The sequence below is a fragment of the Bradyrhizobium sp. WSM1253 genome (genome assembly GCF_000244935.1).
GTDB lineage: Bacteria > Pseudomonadota > Alphaproteobacteria > Rhizobiales > Xanthobacteraceae > Bradyrhizobium > Bradyrhizobium canariense.
Map to the genome: position 1 here is coordinate 355,595 of NZ_JH600072.1, position 21,371 is coordinate 376,965.

The 21,371-nt window shown below is 61.4% G+C and carries 22 protein-coding genes and 2 pseudogenes; 12 read left to right on the forward strand and 12 right to left on the reverse strand.

Going from position 1 to position 21,371, the window contains the following annotated elements; all coding sequences use genetic code 11:
* Nucleotides 1-102: 102 nt before the first annotated feature.
* Nucleotides 103-471, reverse strand: a complete 369-nt coding sequence (locus BRA1253DRAFT_RS01575) for a transposase (protein ID WP_245285822.1) — start codon at nt 469-471, stop codon at nt 103-105.
* A 266-nt stretch (nt 472-737) separates the two neighbouring features.
* On the opposite strand from BRA1253DRAFT_RS01575, the gene BRA1253DRAFT_RS01580 reads away from it, so the two are divergent.
* On the forward strand, nt 738-1,490 hold the full coding sequence (locus BRA1253DRAFT_RS01580) for a helix-turn-helix domain-containing protein (RefSeq protein WP_009859442.1): 753 nt from the start codon (nt 738-740) through the stop codon (nt 1,488-1,490).
* Nucleotides 1,491-1,689: 199 nt separating this feature from the next.
* Here BRA1253DRAFT_RS01580 and BRA1253DRAFT_RS01585 read toward each other — a convergent pair whose 3' ends face one another.
* From BRA1253DRAFT_RS01585 to BRA1253DRAFT_RS01605, 4 genes are all read right to left on the reverse strand, one after another.
* The gene (locus tag BRA1253DRAFT_RS01585; RefSeq protein ID WP_009859443.1) at nt 1,690-2,694 is read right to left on the reverse strand and encodes an ABC transporter substrate-binding protein; all 1,005 of its coding nucleotides are present in this window, start codon (nt 2,692-2,694) and stop codon (nt 1,690-1,692) included.
* A 218-nt stretch (nt 2,695-2,912) separates the two neighbouring features.
* Nucleotides 2,913-3,782 carry an ABC transporter substrate-binding protein gene (locus BRA1253DRAFT_RS01590; protein WP_035992221.1) on the reverse strand — a complete coding sequence of 290 codons (870 nt, stop codon included), beginning with the start codon at nt 3,780-3,782 and terminating at the stop codon, nt 2,913-2,915.
* Nucleotides 3,783-4,194: 412 nt separating this feature from the next.
* Entirely contained in the window at nt 4,195-4,725 is a 531-nt protein-coding gene (locus BRA1253DRAFT_RS01600; protein WP_009859445.1) for a DUF2380 domain-containing protein, read from the reverse strand.
* Nucleotides 4,726-4,925: 200 nt separating this feature from the next.
* Complete coding sequence (locus BRA1253DRAFT_RS01605; protein WP_009859446.1) at nt 4,926-5,588, reverse strand: phytochelatin synthase family protein; 663 nt, start codon at nt 5,586-5,588, stop codon at nt 4,926-4,928.
* Between the two features lie 247 nt (nt 5,589-5,835).
* On the opposite strand from BRA1253DRAFT_RS01605, the gene BRA1253DRAFT_RS01610 reads away from it, so the two are divergent.
* The 5 genes and pseudogenes from BRA1253DRAFT_RS01610 to BRA1253DRAFT_RS01630 all read left to right on the forward strand — a co-directional run bounded on the left by BRA1253DRAFT_RS01610 (nt 5,836) and on the right by BRA1253DRAFT_RS01630 (nt 8,061).
* Nucleotides 5,836-6,051, forward strand: a complete 216-nt coding sequence (locus BRA1253DRAFT_RS01610; RefSeq protein WP_009859447.1) for a dodecin family protein — start codon at nt 5,836-5,838, stop codon at nt 6,049-6,051.
* Nucleotides 6,052-6,211: 160 nt separating this feature from the next.
* A complete protein-coding gene (locus BRA1253DRAFT_RS01615; RefSeq protein WP_035992227.1) occupies nt 6,212-6,520 on the forward strand; it encodes a hypothetical protein in 309 nt (102 codons plus the stop codon).
* Nucleotides 6,521-6,664: 144 nt separating this feature from the next.
* Complete coding sequence (locus tag BRA1253DRAFT_RS44215) at nt 6,665-6,841, forward strand: hypothetical protein (RefSeq protein WP_009859449.1); 177 nt, start codon at nt 6,665-6,667, stop codon at nt 6,839-6,841.
* Nucleotides 6,842-6,880: 39 nt separating this feature from the next.
* Entirely contained in the window at nt 6,881-7,210 is a 330-nt protein-coding gene (locus tag BRA1253DRAFT_RS01625) for a GcrA family cell cycle regulator (protein ID WP_035992233.1), read from the forward strand.
* Between the two features lie 218 nt (nt 7,211-7,428).
* A pseudogene (locus BRA1253DRAFT_RS01630) lies at nt 7,429-8,061 on the forward strand (tyrosine-type recombinase/integrase).
* 601 nt (nt 8,062-8,662) lie between these two features.
* On the opposite strand, the gene BRA1253DRAFT_RS01640 reads toward BRA1253DRAFT_RS01630, so the two are convergent.
* Nucleotides 8,663-9,454 (reverse strand): hypothetical protein, encoded by a 792-nt coding sequence (locus BRA1253DRAFT_RS01640; protein ID WP_009859451.1) that lies wholly within the window; start codon nt 9,452-9,454, stop codon nt 8,663-8,665.
* A gap of 684 nt (nt 9,455-10,138) precedes the next feature.
* Between BRA1253DRAFT_RS01640 and BRA1253DRAFT_RS01645 the strand changes: the two genes are divergently transcribed.
* Nucleotides 10,139-10,726: a hypothetical protein gene (locus BRA1253DRAFT_RS01645; RefSeq protein ID WP_009859452.1), complete on the forward strand. Its 588-nt coding sequence runs from the start codon at nt 10,139-10,141 to the stop codon at nt 10,724-10,726.
* 35 nt (nt 10,727-10,761) lie between these two features.
* On the opposite strand, the gene BRA1253DRAFT_RS43285 is transcribed toward BRA1253DRAFT_RS01645, so the two are convergent.
* Nucleotides 10,762-10,983, reverse strand: a complete 222-nt coding sequence (locus BRA1253DRAFT_RS43285) for a hypothetical protein (protein ID WP_157158513.1) — start codon at nt 10,981-10,983, stop codon at nt 10,762-10,764.
* A gap of 82 nt (nt 10,984-11,065) precedes the next feature.
* Here BRA1253DRAFT_RS43285 and BRA1253DRAFT_RS01650 point away from each other — a divergent pair.
* Nucleotides 11,066-11,993: pseudogene (locus tag BRA1253DRAFT_RS01650) on the forward strand (ArdC family protein).
* 655 nt (nt 11,994-12,648) lie between these two features.
* The gene (locus BRA1253DRAFT_RS01655) at nt 12,649-12,966 is read left to right on the forward strand and encodes a DUF736 domain-containing protein (protein ID WP_009859453.1); all 318 of its coding nucleotides are present in this window, start codon (nt 12,649-12,651) and stop codon (nt 12,964-12,966) included.
* Between the two features lie 178 nt (nt 12,967-13,144).
* Here the strand turns inward: BRA1253DRAFT_RS01655 and BRA1253DRAFT_RS01660 are convergent, their stop codons facing one another.
* Both BRA1253DRAFT_RS01660 and BRA1253DRAFT_RS01665 read right to left on the reverse strand, forming a co-directional pair.
* Nucleotides 13,145-14,059 (reverse strand): nucleotidyl transferase AbiEii/AbiGii toxin family protein, encoded by a 915-nt coding sequence (locus BRA1253DRAFT_RS01660; protein ID WP_009859454.1) that lies wholly within the window; start codon nt 14,057-14,059, stop codon nt 13,145-13,147.
* Nucleotides 14,056-14,793 carry a type IV toxin-antitoxin system AbiEi family antitoxin domain-containing protein gene (locus BRA1253DRAFT_RS01665; protein WP_009859455.1) on the reverse strand — a complete coding sequence of 246 codons (738 nt, stop codon included), beginning with the start codon at nt 14,791-14,793 and terminating at the stop codon, nt 14,056-14,058. Before BRA1253DRAFT_RS01665 ends, BRA1253DRAFT_RS01660 begins: the two co-directional genes overlap by 4 nt.
* A 231-nt stretch (nt 14,794-15,024) precedes the next feature.
* On the opposite strand from BRA1253DRAFT_RS01665, the gene BRA1253DRAFT_RS01670 reads away from it, so the two are divergent.
* Entirely contained in the window at nt 15,025-15,312 is a 288-nt protein-coding gene (locus tag BRA1253DRAFT_RS01670) for a DNA -binding domain-containing protein (RefSeq protein ID WP_305728423.1), read from the forward strand.
* 6 nt (nt 15,313-15,318) lie between these two features.
* Here the strand turns inward: BRA1253DRAFT_RS01670 and BRA1253DRAFT_RS01675 are convergent, their stop codons facing one another.
* The 3 genes from BRA1253DRAFT_RS01675 to BRA1253DRAFT_RS01685 all read right to left on the reverse strand — a co-directional run bounded on the left by BRA1253DRAFT_RS01675 (nt 15,319) and on the right by BRA1253DRAFT_RS01685 (nt 17,332).
* Complete coding sequence (locus BRA1253DRAFT_RS01675) at nt 15,319-16,467, reverse strand: RHE_PE00001 family protein (RefSeq protein WP_371261298.1); 1,149 nt, start codon at nt 16,465-16,467, stop codon at nt 15,319-15,321.
* Nucleotides 16,468-16,691: 224 nt separating this feature from the next.
* Nucleotides 16,692-17,087, reverse strand: a complete 396-nt coding sequence (locus BRA1253DRAFT_RS01680) for a type II toxin-antitoxin system VapC family toxin (protein ID WP_009859458.1) — start codon at nt 17,085-17,087, stop codon at nt 16,692-16,694.
* The gene (locus tag BRA1253DRAFT_RS01685; RefSeq protein ID WP_009859459.1) at nt 17,087-17,332 is read right to left on the reverse strand and encodes a type II toxin-antitoxin system VapB family antitoxin; all 246 of its coding nucleotides are present in this window, start codon (nt 17,330-17,332) and stop codon (nt 17,087-17,089) included. Before BRA1253DRAFT_RS01685 ends, BRA1253DRAFT_RS01680 begins: the two co-directional genes overlap by 1 nt.
* 1,781 nt (nt 17,333-19,113) lie before the next feature.
* Here BRA1253DRAFT_RS01685 and repA point away from each other — a divergent pair.
* Both repA and repB read left to right on the forward strand, forming a co-directional pair.
* Nucleotides 19,114-20,328 (forward strand): plasmid partitioning protein RepA, encoded by a 1,215-nt coding sequence (repA, locus tag BRA1253DRAFT_RS01690; protein ID WP_009859460.1) that lies wholly within the window; start codon nt 19,114-19,116, stop codon nt 20,326-20,328.
* Nucleotides 20,325-21,344, forward strand: a complete 1,020-nt coding sequence (gene repB, locus BRA1253DRAFT_RS01695) for a plasmid partitioning protein RepB (RefSeq protein WP_009859461.1) — start codon at nt 20,325-20,327, stop codon at nt 21,342-21,344. The genes repA and repB overlap by 4 nt, the downstream gene beginning before the upstream one ends.
* Nucleotides 21,345-21,371 lie beyond the last annotated feature (27 nt).

The window sequence follows — 21,371 nt, forward strand, 5'->3', positions numbered from 1 at the left end:
AGACGAAGCATCTCCTGCACCTTCGCCGCAAGCCCATCGTGGCCACAGCGGAAGTCGATCGGCCGCGTCGCGATGTAATTTTCAGATCGGCACGGGCCGCGATCATCGTGACGCTCGCATCGCGCGGATCACACGGGACAGCTGCTCGCCATCTATGGCTGTGTCCGTCCGCAGCACGACATCGCCGATCGAGATCTCGAGCTTGATCGCCGGAACCTGACGCTCCTCCAACGCACCTTCCACGACCAGCGGCGCGAATGTCGGCTGCGATGCATCGCGCGGCGGCAACATGCCTCGCTGTCGAAACCGCCGCCGCCAATCGTAGATCTGCCAGCGCGTCGCTCCGTGCTTGCGCGCCACCTCGGACACCTGGGCACCGGGTAACAGACTCTCGGCGACGATCCGAGCTCTCTCGGCTTCCGAACGTACGCGGCGCCCCGATGGTCCTTCAAGAACCTCCAGCCGGCTCACCGACCCCCTCGTTGAGCCGTCCAAATGGACGTCCTTTTTGCTGTCCAATCCCATCCCAAACCTCCGTCCAAGCCGGAGGCTTCTTTCGCACGTTCATTCGAATTCTGAAGCAAGGGTATCGGCTTCGCGCTTACTGTGTTCGTTGCTGGACATAAAGACCTCCTGTTCGGCTCGACAGTGGGGACTGAATAATCTCGCACGCAGCTCCAGGCGGCTAGTCCAAAAACTGCACTACTGCGCGCGCACCTTCTGTGCTACTTTGCGACATGCACCTGTATGGCCAATATTGCCCGGTAGCACGTGCAGCCGAGATTCTTACGGATCGCTGGACCGTGCTCATCATCCGTGAGCTTCTCGCGGACGTAAAGCACTTCAACGAACTCGAGCGCGGTCTCCCTCACATGTCGCGCACGCTACTTACCGAGCGGCTGCGGCGGCTGGAGCAAACGGGCGTACTGGAACGGCGGGGCGCATCGCGCGGTAAGCCGACCGAATATCGTCTGACACCGGCTGGACGCGAGCTCCAGCAGATCATTGATCTATTCGGCGAGTGGGGAGCGCGCTGGGCCTTCGGTCCTCCACGACCGAGCGAGCTTGATCCGATCATTCTCCTGTGGTGGATGCGCCGGCGGGTCGCTGCGGATCGTTTTTCACGCCGTCGCGTCATCCAGTTTGAATTTCGCGGCGCACCGCAGCGCGCCTACTGGCTAGTCATCGATCCCAGCGATATCTCAGTCTGTCTGAAGCATCCCAGGTTCGACGTGGATGTGGTCGTAACCGCCAACATTATGACCTTTTACCAGATCTGGCTCGGCCGCTTGTCCTTGTCGGACGCCGTACGCAAGAACCTCGTCCATCTTGACGGTGCGCCGGCTGATATCCGCGCGTTCCCAAGCTGGTTCACCTGGAGTCCCATGGCGGAGACCGTTCGCGCGGCATCAGCGGACCGTCGTATAGCGCGTATCGGCCAATCTCGACCACCAAGGCTGGAGACGAAGGCGCCCCGGATAGCCTCGTAAGCCGTCTCAGTCTTATCCGTCAAGCAACCCGCCTTCAGGCTCCTTGCGTAGCACAATCGCCGCCCGGGATGACCACGCTCCATGACCGCTTTGGGTCACAAGCCGCCGAACTGGCAACCGGCTGCAAACTTCCGGTCTAACCTTATGAGCCGACATGCAGCGACACCGCCCAACGGAAGCGATGGGCCAAGAGGCGACATCACTCGATTACCTCATCGGCACGGCCGAGCAGCATCGCCGGCATTTGGAGGCCGAGCGCTTTCGCGGCTTTGAGATTTATGACCAACTCGAATTTGGTAGGCTGGTAAAAAGGGATGTCTCCGGGATTGGCGCCTTTTAGAATCATAGCGACAAGGCTGGCGAGGCGGCGATAGACGTCCACCTGATTGATCGAGTAAGCTATCAGTCCACCAGCGTCGGCAAATTCGCGGAGCGGATAGATTGTTGGGATCCGGCTCTTCGCCGCCAGTTCAACAATCATCGCTATATAGGCAGCGTGCTCAGGTTCTTCAGATATCATTAGCGCATCCGTTCGATCTTGTTCCAGCGACCTGAAGACGCGCTCATACTCTGCCTCGTTAAAGGCGTTGCCCAATATAGCCGGTGACAACGCAATGCCCGCTCGTTTAGCCGCCTCTCGCGCCGCCGCACCTCTCGCATCCTCCCAGAATGGTCGTGATGCAAGGTAACCGACGGTGGACAGCTTCTGCATCGCCTCGACCAGCAGCCCCATACGTTTCCCAATAATGTCTAACCCTCCGGCGATAGTAACGCCTGTGATGTTGCCGCCCGGCCGCCCGATGTTTGCTACGAGTCCCAAAGCAACCGGATCGATGACTATCGTCACAATCGGGATTGTCGTCGTCGCCATTTTAAAGTCCAACGATAGACGACCGCCCACCGCTAAGATCAAGTCGGGATTTGTGCTGACGACATCGCGCGCAAGTGCGGGATAGCGATCGGTTCGCCCTTCTCCAGAGTACCTCTCCACTCCGAGGTTTTTGCCCTCGACGTAGCCAAGACGACCTAGCTCGTCGAAAAACGCGCCGTACCACGGTGGACCGCTCACGGTCATTCTGCTGACCTTGCTCGCCGACTGAACGAAGGCCATCCGCTTAATCTTCGCCGATTGCTGCGCGCGGGCCGCAAGCGGCCACGTCGCGGCCGTGCAGCTGAAAAGCGTGATGAAATCGCGCCGTCGCATACATCCCCCTGAGGGAAAACTTCATCGTCGCCTCAACCCTAGTACCTTGCGACGACGGGTGGAAACGAAACAGTCAATTCGACCCAGATGCTGCCACCCCGATGTCCGCTCCGGGTCAAAAGCGTCGGTCTAGCGCTCGGCTGCAAACTTCCGGTCTGCCTCCGTGAGCCGACATGTAGCGGCACCGCGTCAACGGAAGCGATGGGCCATGTGCGGAACTATTCAATCACCTCGTCGCCGCGGGCGAGGAGTGCTGCTGGTATCGCGACGTCGAGCGCCTTTGCCGTCTTGAGGTTGACTGCCAGCCACAGCTTGCTTGGAAATTCGATGGGGAGGTCGCCTGGGTGTACCCCCCTGAGTATCTTATCCACAAAATAGCCTGTGCGGCGATAACACCAGCGCAAGTCAACGCCATAGCTCACAAGGCCCCCGTGAATAACATGCTCGCGGTATCCGAACACGGTCGGCAGCCGCCTTTCAAGGGCAATGGCACCGATCTGCTCGCATCGGACAAGGAGCAGATTGGTCTGAAGGACTACGACAACATCGACCTTTTTGTTTGCGAGCGCAGCGAGCGCACCCGGAATATCGTTCGGCGTATTGGCGTCGGCTTCAACCACGCTAAGGCCTATAGTTTGGCAAGCTGCCTTCAAGTCCTCGACCTGAGGCGGGCCCTTGGGATCGCTCATGTTGGTGAGCAGTCCCACGTATCTTGCCCTCGGCGCAATTTCCCGCGCAAGTTCGATTTGCTTGGTCGGCAATCCCGAGATGTAGGGTTCGATGCCCGTTACATTTCCCCCCGGGCGAGCTTCGCTGGCAATCAATCCGAGATGAACCGCGTCTGCGAGTGCGCCGCAAACAATCGGTATCGTCGATGTCGCCTTTCGGGCCTCGACGGCTTGCAATGTCGCGGGCGCGACGATGACATCGGGTTTGGCTAGGGCCACCATCTCTTCCATGGTTGCTACTCGATCAGAAAACATGTCAAAGCGCTTTATGACCTCCACATTCCGACCATGCTCGTATCCGAACTCCGCAAGACCCTTAACAAAATTGCCGTACACCAGGTCTAAAATGAATTGCGGCACGTTTACGCCTGCAGGCGCACCTGCGGGCGGAGCTCCCGCCCACGCAATGACCGGCCGTTTTCGCGCAGGCTGAGCGCTCGAGCCCCGACTAAACAATGTCGATCCTGCTGCAGCGCCAAGAACGCCGAGATTTCCAATAAATTCTCGCCGTCGCATGTGTCCCCCCTCGTACGGGCCACGCCGTTGCGGGGCAAGGTTAGCACGTTGCAGCAGTCTATGCCGGCAATTTAGGGAGCTCGTTACCCGGCGACATTCGTGTGAGGGTGGTCGAGATCGATCAAATGCGGTCTTGTTCTACGATTGCAACAGGGTCTGCTCCGGGTCACAAGCGGTCCTTTAACGGCTGCGCGCACCAGGTCAGCTGCGGGCCAAAACCGGACTCACGGTGTCATACACATGTGTCGCGCGTAGTCTATTGCTGCGATCTGCTTTCAAGCAGCCGGTCGCGGACGTCCTCCGATACAAAACGCTCCGCCCGCTGCCATGCCTCGTCGTTGTCGCCGCGGAACTGGAAGTATTTCCTAAACACGATGCGCTGAGATTTTGCATCGATAGCAACAGTCTGCGCAAACTGCACCAGCGTGCTCATCTTATGGAAGCCGCCGATGATCAGGATCTGCGCGCCGGCCAGTGACGCAGCGCGCAGCCGATCGCGCAACATTGGTCCATCGGTCGGGCAATTTGAAGCGCAGGAGGACGGCACAAGTTTAAAACGGTGGTCCGCCGTGACATCGTCCCGCAGCGCGGTCATGAATGCCCGCAATCGCTTTTCATGTACGGCCGTCTGATCGGTGGGCTCGTTCGACGTGTCTCTATACTTGAAATCGTCGACGGAGACAGCCAAAGCGTGGCTGGCGGTCTCGGCGGATGCATCTGCGATGAGGCTGGTTCCCAGAAGCAGACCGGCTGTGGTAACAGCGTGCAGGATTGAGCTGTGGCGCATCGTGATGACTCGATCTCCTCGGCTAAGCCCATCTTAGAAGATCGATTCTTTCCGTCTCCTGTCGAAGAAATTAATCCTTGGTAACGCTACGCGGCCGCCCATCCCAGCGCAGCGCGAACGTCTGCAGTGAGTCACAAGCGGTCCTCAGCCGCATGCACACGGCGGGTCGGCTGAGGGCCAAAAGGCGATCATGCGGGATATTACTCTATCAAGAGCAGCCCCCGCTTCTCGTCGCCGTCGAAGGTATTAACAGCGTCGAACAGCCGCTTCCGCTCGACGAGCCAGGGCTGGAAATCGAGATTGACATCGAGCACGAAAACGAGGTCTTCGGCTTCCAAATAGCCCCCGATTGGCGAATGGTGGCCACTCCCAGCACCGAAAATTTGAGCGCGATCGAAATTCACGATGTAGCGTCGCCCCGGATCGTTGGAGCGACGGAGATGCTCCAGAAACAGGGTCTCGCTGAGTTCACGCAAGACTGTAACTTTCCGGCTGGTGTGGGACTGGGCGACTTTGGCCAGCTCGTCGAGCGTGAGACCCATGATGCATACGCCTGTCCAGCAGCTCCACGTGCGGGCCAACACCTTGCCCTCCGTCCTCGCCGCCTCGCCAAGAGACCGGTACGTATTCGCAACAGCGGCAGGTCCGCAGCGAGAGCCATTTGATTGCCAATCAACATGTCTTTGGAATGTGGCTGCCACGGGCAGGTGCCACGCACGCTCTATGAGTTCAGGCGTACGTGTTACCGATGAAGCTATGGCTTCTGATGGAACGTGCGATCGGCTGACCACCAGGGCCCCGGCCCACACCAGACCCACGGCGAGAACCATGCTGCTGATGCTGACGCGGTGCCATCGCTTCATCGGTCAAAACCTTTGGCGGCAACGACGACATCGGCCGGCAAAATGATATTCAGTAGCCTATCGGCAGGAAGAAATTTCATGTGCGCGTCCGTTCGGGCTGAAAATGCGACCGCATCTCGACGGGGCCGACCAAGTCTTCAGGAAAAGCGACAGCCAATCGGACCCTTTTTCCGCGACATCGCCGACACGTTTCAGCGTCGCGATCCAGATGCTAGATTTCCGACCCTACCCCGTATAGGAGGACGACATGCCCGATAGCGTCTACAAGGTCATTGAGCTGGTCGGCACCAGCACCGACTCGTGGGAGAAGGCGGCTGCCAATGCGGTCGAGCAAGCCGCTAAATCCCTCCGGGATCTTCGCATTGCAGAGGTGGTCAAGCTCGATATGCAACTGGACGACAAGGGAAAAGTCGAGGCCTATCGCACCAAGCTCAACGTCTCGTTCAAGTTCGAAGGCACCTGAGCCTCAAGCACCTCGCCCTTGCGGGCGAGGATGCCTCATGGGAAAAGGCGCGTTGCGCGGTCCGCCCAACCGGGCGCTGTGGTCTATCGCGGAAGTTGGCACTGGTCCGACTGGGACCGATATGCTCTGATGCGGGGAGCGTATGGCGCGTGGTGGACCCATGTACATGGTCATTCGCAAATACACGAAGGTTCGTTCGGTGGCGGACGCCGCTCGTCGCGCCAAGAGCGGCGTCGGTGAGATCCTGAGGCAATCGCAGGGATTTAGATCTTACCATGTGCTGGATGCGGGCGACGGTGTCGGCATCGCCATGATGATATTCGATGACCGCGAAAGCGCCAACGTAGCAAACGCCAAGATACTGGCGTTTGTTCAGGCAAGTCTACATGACCTCGATCTTGGGGTTCCCGAAATCACCAGCGGCGAGCTTTTGGTTGACATAGAGTCTGATGGGTTTTCGATCAAGTAGCCTCGCCAGTTGCGTGGCGGTGCTGCCCCTGCTCATGTCGTCGACCTGATGTCACCCTCGCGTTTGCGACAGTCGCGCGCCCTGGATCTGCGCGTGCCGCCGGTCAGGATTTCACGGAGGATGCTTTTCGAGGAGCAGCAACACATGAAGCAACACACCTTCGAAGCTTCCATCACGGCGATCTGCTGGACACCGCTCGTGCTTATGGGCAGCGCGACGCCCCCAAGAGATCCCGATGAAGATGAAGAGGATGAGGAGGATGAAGATGACGAAGGCGGCGATGACGAACCGGCGGTCGTGCGCGAGCCGGACGAAGACTAGATTGACGCGTGTTCGGCCGTCGGTGCTATAATATCCCCCATGGGCTGGGATGCGAAAGACATAGAGCTCCTCACCAGGCTCTGGTCCGCAGGACATAGCGCGGCGCAGATAGCGCGGCGGCTCGGGTGCAGTCGTAACGCGGTCTGCGGCATGCTGACCCGTCAGGGCCTGAAGCGCGGTCACAAGTCGCTCACGGCAAGGCCCAAGATAAGGCAGACACCGAAGCTGAGGGCGACGTCGTCGGCAGCTTGCGCCCTTCCAGTCGCAAAGAAGGTGTCGCGGAACGCAGCGGAGAGGCAGCAGCCTAAGCAATTCAGCAAGCAGCAGCTTTACGAGATACTGGCTGAAGCGGTCAAAAATACCGGCTAAGAGGTCACCGCGAGCGCCGTTGCGCTGCGCTCAGTATTCGGCTCGGCTCGGCAGTTCGGGGGTCGTGCACCTTCCCAAGTTCGTCTGCTTCGGGTCAAAATCGGTCCTGCCATCGTTTGAATTGAATGCAAGTACGTCTTCAATCGTCTAGAAGCGGACGTCGGATTGGAAGGTCTCCGAATCGAAAATGACCAGCCTCACTAGCTGAGGAGGTCAACATGACCGATATCCCAAGCACCATCCCTGCTGTCTCGAAACACGTTCCTTGGAACAAGGGCAAGGTCGTCGGCGCAAAGCCGCCGCTCCGTCCGAAGCACGTCTGGTCAATCCGAACCAAGCTCCAGGTCGAAGGCCGAATGCGCGATCTGGCGCTGTTCAACGTCGCCATTGATAGCAAGCTGCGCGGCTGCGACGTCGTAGCCTTGAAGGTCGATGACCTTGCGCCCGGCGGATATGCCGCCGACCGCGCGACCGTCCGACAAAAGAAGACCGGCCGGCCGGTCAAATTCGAACTCACGGAATCGACCCGGCAGGCAATCGACGGACTACCTGCGGCTTACTGGCAAGAAGTCAGGAGAATACTTGTTCACTGGCCGGCGGCGGAGTGGACATATGACGACCCGCCAGTACGCCAGGCTCCTGTCTCACTGGATCGCTGATATCGGACTGGACCCGCACTTGTTCGGGACGCATTCCCTTCGCCGGACCAAGGCGACCTTGATCTATCGCCGAACCGGCAACCTGCGAGCCGTACAGCCCTACTGGGGCATACCAAGATCGAGAGCACCGTCCGATATCTAGGCATCGAGGTCGACGACGCCCTCGCGATAGCGGAACAAGTTGACGTCTGAACTTCGGGGGCGGAGCAGACGTACTCTGCGCTGCCCTCACAGACGGCTACGGGCCACAAGCGGGCATAGCTGCGGGATGTCCTGTCAGTGATTGGTCTCGTTCTGTCTTCGGATCAGAGACATGTCCGAGACGCGGGTAGCGATGGGCAATCCATGCTGTCTAAGACCACTCCATCCGACCCATAACCCGACGAGGCCGAACAAACTGGCCGCAGGAAGAACCCAGGTCATCCTTCTGGCGCCGAACGCAGCGGCCATCGCAGCGCAAAATACCGCGACCAACACGATGGGAAGGACATATGGCCAGTTTCCGACAACTCCGTCCAACCCCCTTCGGCCAATAAGCAGTAGCGCAATCACTCCGAAGCAACTCATGCCTAAAAGGAGGACATTCCCGCCGATGTCCAACACAAGACCTACCCCGTGCTGTGGGATGGATCGGCCGCCGAGCATGAGTTCGTAAAGACGAACGCCCGAAGCATAGGTCATAAGAAGACAGAACAACCCGAATACTAAGCCGACCGTCTTGAAGAGAGGCCTTGCTGTGTGTACATCCATGCCGGGCACCCATCGCGCCTGTGAGGCGTTATCGAAAACAGCCTTAGTTCTCGGCGAAAGAATCGAGGAGCGCACGAAACCGCTTCCTAATCTCGTCCGCTTGGGAAACGTATTTGCGACTAAATTCTAAATTCAGAACGCCGTATTCTGCGCCGGTGTGCTCGGCGAGAGTGCAGTAAGGATTCTTGTCGGAGATCTTGTTGCAGGCAAAAATCAGAGGTCCCTCGGTCGTACCTCTCATAAATAAATCGGAATCCGCCTGGCATAGCTTGTAATCGGATTCGACCTCTCGAAACTGACCTTGGCCTTTCTGTTCACACCGACTCTCCCACTGTCGCTTTCGCTCGGAAAAATCCAACTCTTCCTGTCCTCCTCGGATCGTTGCGCTCAGCTGATCATGGAAGCCGTCGCGATATGGATGCTCAATAAATCCATCAGCATTGTTCGCGTTCCTAGGCGTCAAGCCGGGGAGCAGGACGTGAATTTCGAACGTCGTCGTTAGAGGATTGGGGGCGACAGCTGACCGATCTAGATCCACGAGGTAATTGCGCGGCACCTTGTATACTTTTTTGCCAAAAGGGATCAAAACCACCGTGGTGCTACTGGACGGATGCTCAAGCAGTTGATCTGCGCTAAACGCATTCCGTTGTACCATCTCTGCAAATGACCCCCGCTTATTCAAAAGTGGATCTGGATTGCCGGGATGAATAAACAATCGGTAACTGAGGAATAGGCCCGCTATCAGCACCGCGACCGCGGAGGAAATGACCCACTTCATCACGTCGGATGTTTCGGCGTGAGTCTCGCGGTATTGCCTACGTCCAAATTCAGGCATGTTCCCTGCTCGGCTCGCCTCCACTGAGGCACACCTTCTTGGTTGCAGTTGGTTAGTCCGTCAACCAAGAACCGGGCAATTACTCAATTTTCCATGAACAGCGAGGTCCGCTGTGGGTCAGAAGGCGAAATGCTGATCTCGCCTACCTTGGTCTGCTTTACCCCGAGAAGCGGCGCTTATTGAGCGCGCGCCCAAGACCCGCTCCTGACGACCAGGAGCGCGCGCATCGCACGGACGAATGTCCCACTCCGCCCGATCGGTCGTCCGGGGAAGCGGCATGGCGCGGCGGCATGGCGGGACCCCGCCTGAATTCCCGGCGCGCTTGAGCGAACGTCGCGAGCATGGCGCCACGACGGCGGTCTGGCTGGAGGATCTTTCCGGCATCGTCAACCCGGCCCCAACCCTGTCGCCTCCCTCGGGTTTGCTGCGGTCTGCGCCCCCGGCGGTCCGCTTCAAGGCCAAGTCGCAAGCGACCGGAGACCGCCGATCTCGGCAAGGCCCGGCCGCGTCCGGCGCAGGGCCCAGTAGCGTGGCCCCGCTTGTCCGCAACCGAACCTCGCTCGCCTGGCGGTCCCCGGACCTTGAAGCGGCCCTCATCCCGGCGGCGCTGGGCGACCGCACCCGAGGGGAGAGCCGGCAGGGGCCAGACCAAACCCGACGGCGAAACCAGAAAAGGACTTCACCATGACCAAGACCGCTCGCGCACCCCGCACCAACGTCCGCGTCGTCCCGCTTCGCCGCGGCACCACCATCGAAATGGTCCGGCTCGTTTGCCCGGACGCAGCCCAGGCCACCCGCATCGCCGAGAGCTTCGGCCTCCCCGTCCTCGACAGCGACGGCATCCGCGACCTGCATCAGCGGCTCATCAGCGAGACCGCCGACGCGCTCGGCGAAGGCGTCAACGAACGCGCCATGCAGATCCACCTGCAGCGAATCGTCGGCTCCTATGTCGGCTCGGCCCACGGCGCCGGGCAGTTCTACAGCCGCGCCGTCACCGAAGCGCGCGAGGCGACGGCAAAGCTCGCCAACGACACGCGCGACGAGGACCTCGACGGACCTGTCGGGTTCGAATCCGCGGCCCAGCGCAAGCGCGAATTCGCCGCCGAGGTCGCCGTTCAGGCACACGCACTGCGCATGGCGGCCGAAGGCGCCATCGCCGCCTACGAGCACGTTGTCGGCGAGAGCTGGAAGCCGTTCGAGCGCCAGCCCGACCAGCCGGGCGAAACCGTCAGCCGCAAGGCGGCCGAGGTTCAGATGGCGGCGTTCGGGTGACGCCGCCGGCGGGGCTTCGGCCCCGCCATTCTCTTTCACGATCGGATATCGGCCGGTCCCTGCGGGCCGGCCGTTTTCATGTCGCACGGCGCGGCGGCGCAAACGAGCAAAGAGAAATGAATCGGGATGGAGCGCACGTCGCGGCCCGTACCGGCTTTCGGTCGATGCTCCGGCCGGCGCGGCAGCGCAACGGCTTTGCCGTCCTCCACTGCGTTCCGGTCCGGCGTCTCTCCCCTCACCCCGACCACCAGCGTCACCGGATGCGCGGCCCCGCAGGCCTTCGCAGCGGACCGCCGTGACGGGCCGCGACGGGCGCGGCCTCCAACGGAGGTTAGGATCATGACTGGTAAGGAAACCAAACCCCGCGCCGACATCTATGCGCGGATCACCGATCGCATCGTCGCAGACCTTGAGCGCGGTGTGCGTCCGTGGGTCAAGCCATGGAATGCGGCCAACGCGGCTGAGCGCATCACGCGCCCGCTGCGTCACAACGGCATGCCCTACCAGGGCATTAACGTGGTGCTGCTGTGGTCGGAAGCCGTCGCGCGCGGCTTCACGTCACCGATCTGGATGACGTTCAAGCAATCACTCGAGCTCGGCGGCCACGTCCGCAAGGGCGAGACCGGAACGATGGTGGTCTACGCCAACAAGATCACCAAGACCGAGACCGATGACCATGGCGACGACATCGAACGGACCGTTCCGTTCCTGCGCGCCTATACCGTGTTTTGCGTCGACCAGATCGACGACCTGCCGGATCACTATTACGGGTCGCCCGGCGCCGACCATCACGCCGGCGCAGCGCATCGCGCATGTGGACGCCTTCTTCGCCAACACCGGCGCGACCATCCGGCATGGCGGTGACAAGGCGTTCTTCGCACCATCGCTCGACATCATCCAGATGCCGCCATTCGAAAGTTTCCGTGACGCCGAGAGCTATGCCGCCACGCTCGCGCATGAATGCGTGCATTGGACTGCGCCGGCGCATCGCGTCAATCGCGATCTCAGCCGCTACGCGAAGGATCGCAATGAGCGGGCGCGCGAAGAGTTGGTCGCGGAGCTCGGAGCGTGTTTCCTCAGTGCGGATCTTGGTATCGTACCCGAACTCGAGCCGCGCGCCGATCACGCAAGTTATGTTGCGTCGTGGTTGGAGGTGCTGTCCAACGAGAAGCGCTTCATCTTTTCCGCGACCGCCCACGCTCAGCGGGCAGTCACCTATCTGCACGATCTTCAACCCAAGCCGGCCGAGATCGACCAAGCGGCATGAGGCGCAACGATCCGTGTCTCGGCCGCTTGCGCTCATCGTTCACCTTTCTAGATAATGACGAAGGCCTCATCTCACGGCGGGAGGCCTTTCCTTTGTGCGTCGTCATGCCTGTGCCGGCGGCTGGAGAGGCGGTGCTTCCCATCCCGACGGCGTAGGCGAGATGCGCCGGGCCGGTTCTTCTGGTTTCCGAGATGCCCGTCTGTTTCTGGGCGAGCGTCTTTCCGAAGCCGCAGAAGGCTGGTGTGATCACGATACGACAGTCCGGGGTTGTTATTGCGTCCGCTGGACTGGCGGAAAGCTTACGCGGCGCGCGCGAGTGCCTTTCACCAACGCGCCCGTCGTCGTGCGGTGTGGCTTGCCTGTGGCTCAGCCGTATCCTCACCGTTCGGCCTGTCGCGCCCAATGCGTCCTCGATTTGGCATGTCTAACCGAAGGCCGTCGTCGCTGCGCTCCGCCTCGATCAAAAGACCGCAACGGCCGTTCTCGGCTTTCTTCCCCTGGCCGCTGCGCGCCCATTCCTCGCGAGACAAGAAAGCCTCACCCTGGCCGTCCTCTACTGCGTGGCGGCCCTTCGGGTGCAGCCCGATCGCCTCCGATCAACGACAGCCATCGAGGTCGCGATGGTCGCGGCCCGAGAACGAAAGAGGACACGAACATGGCTACAATCGGCAACTTCACCGTCAACGGCAACGGCTTCGTCGGCACCGTCAAGACCCTCGCTCTAGGCACCGTCAAGACCAAGATCGTTCCGGCCGAACGCACCTCAGACAAGGCCCCGGACTACCGCATCTTCGCGGGCGCGAACATCGAGTTCGGCGCCATGTGGAAGAAGAAGTCCCAGGACACTGGCCGCGAGTACCACTCGGTCAAGCTGGACGACCCGAGCTTCCCGGCTCCGATCTACGCGACGCTGGTCGAGGTCGAAGGCGAGGAAGGCCACTCGCTCATCTGGTCTCGCCCGAGTCGCGACTGAGACGCCGCGCAGGTGGCCCCGCCGCGAGGCGGGGCCTTCACCCCGTAGGCGTAAGGTCGGCATGCGCTGCCTCATCGTGCAGCTTATCCCTTCACGGACAGCTGATGGGGAGACCGGCAGGGCCTCGTCGGCAGTCACACCGCATCACCTGCGGGCCGTGGCGACGGCCCACCTACGCTCATCCAAATAGCCGAGCCAGCGCATTCGATTGCTCGGCGAATTTTCGGGCGTTGGTGTTCCGAAGCCTTTCCAGGTTTTGCAGCTTCCATCGCACGCCGGGAAGCTGCTCCAAGTGCGGCACGCCCAGTAGCACCCATTCAGGCTCTGCGGCGACCAGCGACAGCAGGAAGCGGCGCTCATCGGCGCTCAGACCTTGCTGCAGTTCGCGCATCATTCGCTCGCGCGCTGCCAAGAGCGCGTCAAGTTCAACGGGCTCGGTGGTCATGCCCGCGAAATTGTGTTCGAACTCCTGGCGGAGATCCCGCAGCGATGGAAACAGGACCTCGTGCACCGGCCGGTTATGGCTCGCAAGATAGACGACGAAAGCGCGGCGAATGCCCGCCGTGATTCCCTCGTGCACAAAAAGCTGCGTGACATCGAACAGATCGCGGGGATGCTGCCGGTCCATCGCCGCAACCAGTTTGCCGCCATATACGTCTTCGAACGACACCACCGGGATTTCGAGATCCGCCTGCATCGTGTCGCGCGCGGCCTCTGTCAGCGACGCCATGTGCACCGGATGGACGGTGCCGCGCATGACGAAGTTGACCTCGATCTTGACCTCAATGCCCCCTCGCCGCACCATCAGCTTGGTCTCGCCGGATTCCGTCGCGGCCGGCGCATGGGTCAGAAAGCCCTGCTTCTGCAGGCGCGCTGCCGACTGACGGATGGCCTCGTTGATGCGCCGCAGAGCCTGCTCGCGCGGCAATGTGTGGTCGGGAAACACCAGATCGAGATCGACCGAGAGCCGCGGCATGTCGCGTACGAACAGGTTGATCGCCGTGCCGCCCTTGAGTGCGAACGTATCGTCGACGAGCACCAGCGGCGCCACGCGCGTCAGCAACCGCGCGCTGTCGAGGTAGACCTGGTTCATGGCTTCAGCACCAGGAGCCCGTCACTGGAGCGGGACACCCAGGCCCTGTCGCTGCCCTTGGGCAGTTGAGACGGATCGAGCTTGCTGGCCCAGGGCTGAGAGAGTTCGCGGCCAAGCTGCAGGCACAGACGCACGGTCTTGACGCTGGTGCAGCGCTTGAGCAGGTCTCGCAGCAGATCGGCACGCAGGCTGTAAGTGCTTTCGACCAGCTCGCGCGCTTCTTGCAGCGGCTGCCGGACGCCGACTTCGCTCAGCACCTCCAGCAATGCGCGTTCCGGCGCCGAGACGAGCGGGTCGTCCTTGCGGCTCTCGAAGGGCCGGACATGAAGCAGCGCGCCGGGTTCTTCCTTGAAGAGTCGCTTGCGGTGGTACTCGGCCGGGAAGCGCTGGGTGAACCATTCCGGAAGGCGTCCGGCTTTCCAGCCGTATAGATGGAGGACGGGCCGCTGGGGGACGTACTGGCGGATGCCGTGCCAGTCGAAGGCCGACTTGCCGCCGACATGCAATCCTTCGAAGCTCCGCTGCAGCAGGACGAGGCTCGGGTGCAAAGTGGGCGGATCGTTTGGCCGGCAATAGACGCCGCGTGCCAACCGTTGCAACCAGCCGGCACGGACATAGTGGACGGCAAGGTCGGCCGATATCCCGAGGGCGGCGAGGTCATCGGAGGTCAGCGGCGTTCCCGGCGCCAAGCGGGTATAGAGCCTGTTTAGCTTGTTTCTGTGGGTCGTAGCCATGCTACGATAATAGGAATAATATAAAACTTCTGCAAGCTTGAATTGGAGGTCGAAGTCGTAGTCAGGCTACGATAACCTGGATTAAGCTAAGAGAACCACGGCCAGGAACTGGTCAGCTGCGGTTGCGCTGCGCTCCGCGATACCCGCCAGGCACCATGTGGTGCGCAATTCGGGTCTACGCACCGGTGCACGAACGCGCCTACTCTCCGCTGACAAGAAACCGGCCGGCGAATACACCCCATGCAGAAGTCAGTGCTGGATCTTAATGTCGCCGATGCCGCGCCGACCGCGCCGATTCTGACCGGCTATGACGAGCAGCACCTAGTCACCTATCTCCGTCTGCTCGATGCCGCAGCCGATGGCGCCGACTGGAAAGAGGTCGCGCGGACCGTGCTGCATATTGACGTCGCGCGCGAGCCGGATCGGGCGCGCCGGGCGTGGGAAACCCATCTCGCTCGTGCCCGCTGGATCACCGAGCATGGCTACCGGGACCTGCTGCGGGGCGGGGCACCGCACTGAGGGCGCCTACAGAATCCCCCAGGCCCGATATCGTCCCCTGCCGGTCACCTCCCGCAGGTCAAGCTCGCCGACCAGGTCCTGAGCGGCGCGCGGCGTGATCTTAAGCTCCTTCGCGATCATACCGGCCGAGGCGATCGGCCGGGTCAGCATATAGTCGAGCAGCGCCGGCAGTTTTGACGTGGCGCGACGGCCGGCGAGTTTTCGGGTGAGCAGGGTTCGCTGGTTAAGCCAGCGGTCGTGGTCCTTGAGACCGGCCGCCGCGGCAGCGGTGATGGCCTCGAGTTGCACGGCGAGTCGCGCCGCCGCGTCGCGCGGCCGCCGGCGTTCGCGGGGGATGGCCTTCAACCCGTCATGCAGGCAGGGCAGATGCCAGCGGGTCTTGGCCCGCGCGCGCAACACGCTGGCTGCCAGCAGCCGGCCGAGCCAGGGCGTATGCTGCAGCGGGGCGATGGCGTCCCAAGCCTCAGTCGCAAGCGCGGCCGCGAGCGTCGGCGGCAATATGCGGGTCCGCTCGACCACGGCGCGCCAGTCGTCGAGACGCGCGTCCTCGTCCCAGTCGGGGTCGTAGACCAGCGGGTCCCGCTCGGACTGGGTGCGACTCCCGCCGGCGAGTGTCCGCTCCGCCTTGGCATTCGCGGCGTCGACCGCGGCGAAGGCGGCGGCTAGGTGCGGGTCGGACTCGATGCCGCCAAGCGGCGTGTCGAGATCAGCGTCTCCGCTATCGTAGCCGCCGACGAAGCTTCGCTCCCCTTCCTTTCGGATGCCCCTGCCCTCCTCCCACTCGCCCTGCCCGGTGCGGCCGCGCAGGCTGTCGAGCCCCGCCGGCGATGGCGCCCAATCCGGCTTCGCGTCGGCGATGCGGCGCCGGGTCCGTAGCACGGCGTGGGCGCGGGTGAGTTCGTGGGTCGGGGCGCGGATGTCCATGCCGGCGTCGTGGAGAACCAGATCTTCGAGGTGGACCAATTCGCCTTCCAGCCACAGACTGGCGCAGGCGTCAGTATAATGTGTGCGCGCAATCCAGCCGTCGCGGATCGGGCTCTTGGCCAGGCGTTCGTCGAGCCGGGCAAGCGCGTCCTCGGCGATGGCGAGTGGGCCGGCTAGCTGAGCCCAAGGCAGTGGATCGGGAATTGAGTAACAGTTTTGCAAGGCCTTGATAACCTTAACAAGAATCGTTCAAACGGAAGCTATCACGGGAATAACTTCGGTCATAGCGACAGGCTGGTTCCCCGTGGCGCTCGCTGTCAATAACCACTGCTTATCGATTGAGCAGGCCGTTAATGCGCATCAGCGATCCGAGGGCCGCTCCCCGGTAAACTCCCTGCCCTGGTCCGGACAAGCCCCCTTCTTTCCGCGCGCCGCGGCCGCCCCAGCCGGGTCGCTTAGGCGGCTTCGATATCGGTTTGCGGAAAGTCACCGCCCTTGAACATCAAGGGCTGCCCCAGATGCCGGGCGCAAGCGTAGGCAAAACAGTCCCCGAAATTGAGGCTCGCCGGATGCCGGCCCTTGCCGAATCGGTCGAAGGCGTCGAGAGCGAGCCTTGCCGTTTCAGCCGGCACCGCGACAACGGCGATCTCCATCAGCGCCAAATACTCTTCGATCGCTTCGGCGGCGGCGCTGACCGAAAGATCCAGCACGCGCGCGACCGCGACCGCCGCCTCCCATACCGCCAACGGTGACGTCAGACGCGTTCCGGTCTGCTGCAGGCGAGCCAAAAGCTCTCGTGCCTCCTCCTCGTCGGTCAGGAGCGCGGTCAAAGCCGAAGCGTCGATGAACATTAGGTGTCCTCATACAAACTGTCGCGGAACGCCTTATCGGCGGGCAGTCCCTTGGCGGCGTCGCCCCTCGCGCGTAGATCCCGGCAGAACTGGACGCCAAGGTCGACCAAAGACGGCTTGCCCTGCTCGCGCTCGAGCTCATGGGCGAGCGCCACGTGCACTGCTTCGGTGAGGCCGAGTTTTTTTAGCGAGGCCACCTTGCGAGCGAGCGCGTCGGTCTCAGGGTTCTTGATGTGGAAGGCCATGGCGCGCTCCTCTAGACCGCATCGTGTATACCTGTATATCATCACGGATACACCAATGGGAAGGGCCGGCCTCGTCGTTTGCGCCCCGAAGACGTGCGGCCTTCTTGACGTGTGAGGGCAACTTTTATGGTTAGTTGTCTATGAACACCTGCCCTCTCCCTCTCCGGATGCTGCTTCCCTTAGGGCTGTCCTCGCAGGCCGTCGGGACAATAACGACCATCCCACCCTCGCCCGCTCCTTCCTCTTTAAATTCTGCGCGGCGCGGATCGACGTCGACTACTGATGCGATACCGATCGTTGACCGGACTGGTGCGACGCGCCTTGGCGAATTGAGGCGACTGACGACCGCAGGTCCCAAATTGTTGTCAGCTGACAACATCCATCCTTGGTAGGGCCCTGTTGTCAGCTGACAACAATCGCCCAGGCGGGTCGCTGCTGTCTGCCATGATCCAACGGCGTCCATGGGGCAGATCGGCTTCGTTCGAGAGCCACGCAGCTCGATATCCGCGCCGGCACCACCATCGGGAGATCGTATTCATTCGGCGGCCTTGCCGCCTCGCCAAAGGAGCACCCCCACGCCGGACGCCTTCGGTCAACCTCCCGTTAAACGGGGCCTTCAACCGCGAGCTCGGCCGGGACCTCGCCCAAAGGTCCTGAATGCGTTCGCCTGCTTAGCCCCTCACGCCGGTCCATTGTTGCGCCGGCCGAAACGAGTCAACAGGAGGTTCCTGCGTGGCGATGCGATGCGGACTTTCGAGGAAAACCGTCCCTATGTGGAACCCGGGCGATCTCGGCGAGCGTTCCCGCGAATGGATCTGAAGGCCCGGCGTCGAGCTCCCCGCTCAAGATTGGATCCGCACCACGGCATCCCGGACGAGGTGGCGGCCCGTTGCCGTTCCTTTCGTCGGATCGCACGCGCCCGGGATGAAGGGATGATCGACGCTGCGGCACTCCTGCATCGTTGAAAAGGGCAGGAGGGTCTCCGTTGCAGCGCCGAGCCCTGAGGTCGATGTCGCGCCTGGCGATCCGTCGGTGTGGCCACACGGAAGTGCAAGAGAAGGGCCAGCGCGGATGACCGGGGATGTGTCTGCTCGGTTGCTTGCTACCTGTTCGTCCGGCCCCGGTGGACCCCCTGCGACAGTGCGGTTCTTCTGCTTGCCCTTTTTGGGGCGAGCGGCGGCGCAGCGAAGTGACGCGCCAGCCCCCCGATCAACAACCGGGAAGGTCCGGCGCGCCGCCGATCCAAGCGAGACGACATCGTCGCTTTACGGTGTCTTGCCATTCAGCGCGGGCGTCTGAGGCAGTTGTCGTGAACGAGGCGGGGAGGGTGCTTCTCGCGGGACCGCGGCGCCAGACGTTGGGCAATGGCGGGCAGGAGCCGACGCTACATGGCGGCGCGATTCTCTAGAATTTGCCCTACATGACCTGAGATCAGACCACTGAACGGAGGCTGCAAGCCGGGGCGTGTCCCGTCGCCCGGACTCCAGCAGTGGCAGCACCGTTCAGCGCAGCGGTTGGCGAGCTACAAAATGACGCTCTGGGACTCGTGAAGGCGAGCCGTCTCACGCCATAGTGGAGGCTCATCCCATTCGCGCTGAGCCGTTGTTGTCAGCTGACAACAACAGGATGCACCAAAAAAAGGGCCCGCGCGCCGTTTGGCACGTCCATCGAGCGTTAATAACTCGTTAACTCTTTAATTCTTGCTCAAATCACAGAATCGTGGCCATCTCTCCAGACGGAGACTAGGCGTCTGACGAGCAGAAACCGTCTTGAGAAGGCAAATGGCGATCTTAGCGGAAGATTCGGCTACCATGAGCGAGACTGCGTCTGCGCGGATCACTCGGCACGCGGGCATTCTTTCCGGCCAGCTTCGCTCGCTCGCGACAACTCTTTTCCCGCCTTCGGCGAGCAAGTCGCTCCGGTCGTTCACCTCTGGAGAGGTTGCGCGAATTGCGGGCGTGTCCGATGGGTACCTTCGGCAGCTCTCTCTTGACGGACTTGGACCGACCCCAGCGACAGGAACCGGGGGGCGACGGTCTTACACTCTGGGTCAGATTCATGAGTTGCGCGAGTATCTAGCCACTGCGCGGCCGCGCGAAGCAATGGAATTCCTTCCGCGCCGGCGCCCAGGCGACAAGCTCCAAATCATCACCGTCGCAAACTTCAAAGGCGGCTCCGCCAAGACGACGACGGCATTGTATCTGTCGCAATACCTCGCCCTTGCCGGCTTTCGGGTCCTCGCGATTGACCTCGATCCGCAAGCTTCGCTTTCAGCAATGTTCGGGTACCAACCCGAGTTTGACATTGGGGCGAACGAAACCCTGTACGGGGCCATCCGATATGACGAACATCGCCGGCCACTGCGCGAGATTGTCCGGCCGACCTATTTTGACGGGATAGGGCTCGTTCCAGGCAATCTCGAGCTTATGGAGTTTGAGCACACTACGCCTCGAGCAATGGTCGAGCGGCGAGAACGCGGACACGACCTGTTCTTTCGCCGCGTCGCCAGTGCCATCGACCAGGTTGCAGACGAATACGACGTCGTTGTTATCGACTGCCCACCCCAACTTGGTTACCTGACCATGGGCGCGCTAAACGCGGCGACCGCTATGCTCGTGACCATCCATCCGCAGATGGTCGATGTCGCATCCATGAGCCAATTTCTTCTCATGACGTCGGACCTCATGTCCGTCATCGAAGAAGCTGGCGGGCGACTCGATCACGATTTCATCCGGTACGTCATCACGCGTCACGATCCCAATGACGTGCCCGAAGCTCAAATCGTGGCTCTCCTCCGTACCCTCTTTGGTTCGGATGTGCTCCAGGCCACTGTGTGGAAATCGACCGCCATCGCCAATGCTGGTCTCACCAAGCAATCACTTTATGAGCTGGAGCGCGGCGCCGTAGGGCGGGGCGCCTACGACCGGGCATTAGAATCGGTCGACGCGGTCAATGCCGAAATCGCGCAACTTCTTAAGAAGGTGTGGGGTCGATGAGCAAACGTACTGACACTATCAAGAGCCTTTTCACGGCCCCGCAATCAAGTGCGTTGTCAGCTGACAACATGCCCGCTGCCTTGCCGCGGGTCTCGTCGGGCTCGGTTCGCTCGTTGAAAGACTCTTTCTCTGAGGTCGAGAAAGAGAACGAGGAGCTTCGCGAAAGAATTGCATCCGGGGCTGTGATACTTGAAATCGACCCCTCACTCGTCGATCCGTCGCCGCTGGCCGACCGTTTTCGCGATCAGGATGATAGCTCGTTCGAAGCGCTCAAACAGTCGATCGCACAGCGTGGCCAAGAGGTGCCCATTCTCGTTCGGGAGCATCCTGAAGCGAAAGGGCGCTATCAAAGCGCCTATGGTCATCGCCGCGTCCGCGCCACGCGCGAACTAGGTATTTCCGTCAAAGCGATTCTGCGACCGTTGACAGATGAAGCGCTTGTCGTGGCGCAAGGACTCGAGAACGCACCGCGCGAAGATTTGAGTTTCATCGAGCGCGCCAGCTTCGCGATGCATATCGAGGATGCCGGGCATAGTCGCTCAATCGTGCAAGATGCGTTGTCGGTTGATCGGGCGGAGGCCTCGAAACTTCTTGCCGTGGCTCGATCGGTTCCTGCCGAGATCATTCAAGCAATCGGGAAGGCTCCGAAAGTTGGCCGCGGCCGCTGGCAGTCATTCGCTGAATTGATCAAGGATTCCGCGGCGCTCAAACGTGTCAGAGCGGCGATCGCCGAACCTAAATTTGCAGAGCGCGAAACCGACGCACGATTTCTCGCAGCGTTCTCCGCAGCAACCCAACCATCTCGCGGGGAGCCCCGGAAAGAGCCGGACGAGAAGCCGGTCTTTTCCGTGTCCGGGGATAAGATTGCGCACGTGCGTCAGGCCGAGCGCGAATTGAAGCTTACCATCGACAAGAATGTCTCGACGACATTCGCGGCATTTCTTGTGGACCAACTCCCGGCCCTGTTCGACGCCTTTTCCAAGACGAGCAGTGGTCAGGAAAGTACCGAGACCTGACGGTCTCGTCCCGTAAACACGAACCAG

What these genes read in the sequence shown, in the direction of transcription:
- BRA1253DRAFT_RS01580 (WP_009859442.1), top strand. Translation starts at nt 738, where the DNA reads ATGCACCTGTATGGCCAATATTGCCCGGTAGCACGTGCAGCCGAGATT.
- BRA1253DRAFT_RS01585 (WP_009859443.1), bottom strand. Translation starts at nt 2,694, where the DNA reads ATGCGACGGCGCGATTTCATCACGCTTTTCAGCTGCACGGCCGCGACG.
- BRA1253DRAFT_RS01600 (WP_009859445.1), bottom strand. Translation starts at nt 4,725, where the DNA reads ATGCGCCACAGCTCAATCCTGCACGCTGTTACCACAGCCGGTCTGCTT.
- BRA1253DRAFT_RS01605 (WP_009859446.1), bottom strand. Translation starts at nt 5,588, where the DNA reads ATGAAGCGATGGCACCGCGTCAGCATCAGCAGCATGGTTCTCGCCGTG.
- BRA1253DRAFT_RS01610 (WP_009859447.1), top strand. Translation starts at nt 5,836, where the DNA reads ATGCCCGATAGCGTCTACAAGGTCATTGAGCTGGTCGGCACCAGCACC.
- BRA1253DRAFT_RS01615 (WP_035992227.1), top strand. Translation starts at nt 6,212, where the DNA reads ATGTACATGGTCATTCGCAAATACACGAAGGTTCGTTCGGTGGCGGAC.
- BRA1253DRAFT_RS44215 (WP_009859449.1), top strand. Translation starts at nt 6,665, where the DNA reads ATGAAGCAACACACCTTCGAAGCTTCCATCACGGCGATCTGCTGGACA.
- BRA1253DRAFT_RS01625 (WP_035992233.1), top strand. Translation starts at nt 6,881, where the DNA reads ATGGGCTGGGATGCGAAAGACATAGAGCTCCTCACCAGGCTCTGGTCC.
- BRA1253DRAFT_RS01640 (WP_009859451.1), bottom strand. Translation starts at nt 9,454, where the DNA reads ATGCCTGAATTTGGACGTAGGCAATACCGCGAGACTCACGCCGAAACA.
- BRA1253DRAFT_RS01645 (WP_009859452.1), top strand. Translation starts at nt 10,139, where the DNA reads ATGACCAAGACCGCTCGCGCACCCCGCACCAACGTCCGCGTCGTCCCG.
- BRA1253DRAFT_RS01655 (WP_009859453.1), top strand. Translation starts at nt 12,649, where the DNA reads ATGGCTACAATCGGCAACTTCACCGTCAACGGCAACGGCTTCGTCGGC.
- BRA1253DRAFT_RS01660 (WP_009859454.1), bottom strand. Translation starts at nt 14,059, where the DNA reads ATGAACCAGGTCTACCTCGACAGCGCGCGGTTGCTGACGCGCGTGGCG.
- BRA1253DRAFT_RS01665 (WP_009859455.1), bottom strand. Translation starts at nt 14,793, where the DNA reads ATGGCTACGACCCACAGAAACAAGCTAAACAGGCTCTATACCCGCTTG.
- BRA1253DRAFT_RS01680 (WP_009859458.1), bottom strand. Translation starts at nt 17,087, where the DNA reads ATGTTCATCGACGCTTCGGCTTTGACCGCGCTCCTGACCGACGAGGAG.
- BRA1253DRAFT_RS01685 (WP_009859459.1), bottom strand. Translation starts at nt 17,332, where the DNA reads ATGGCCTTCCACATCAAGAACCCTGAGACCGACGCGCTCGCTCGCAAG.
- repA (WP_009859460.1), top strand. Translation starts at nt 19,114, where the DNA reads ATGGCGATCTTAGCGGAAGATTCGGCTACCATGAGCGAGACTGCGTCT.
- repB (WP_009859461.1), top strand. Translation starts at nt 20,325, where the DNA reads ATGAGCAAACGTACTGACACTATCAAGAGCCTTTTCACGGCCCCGCAA.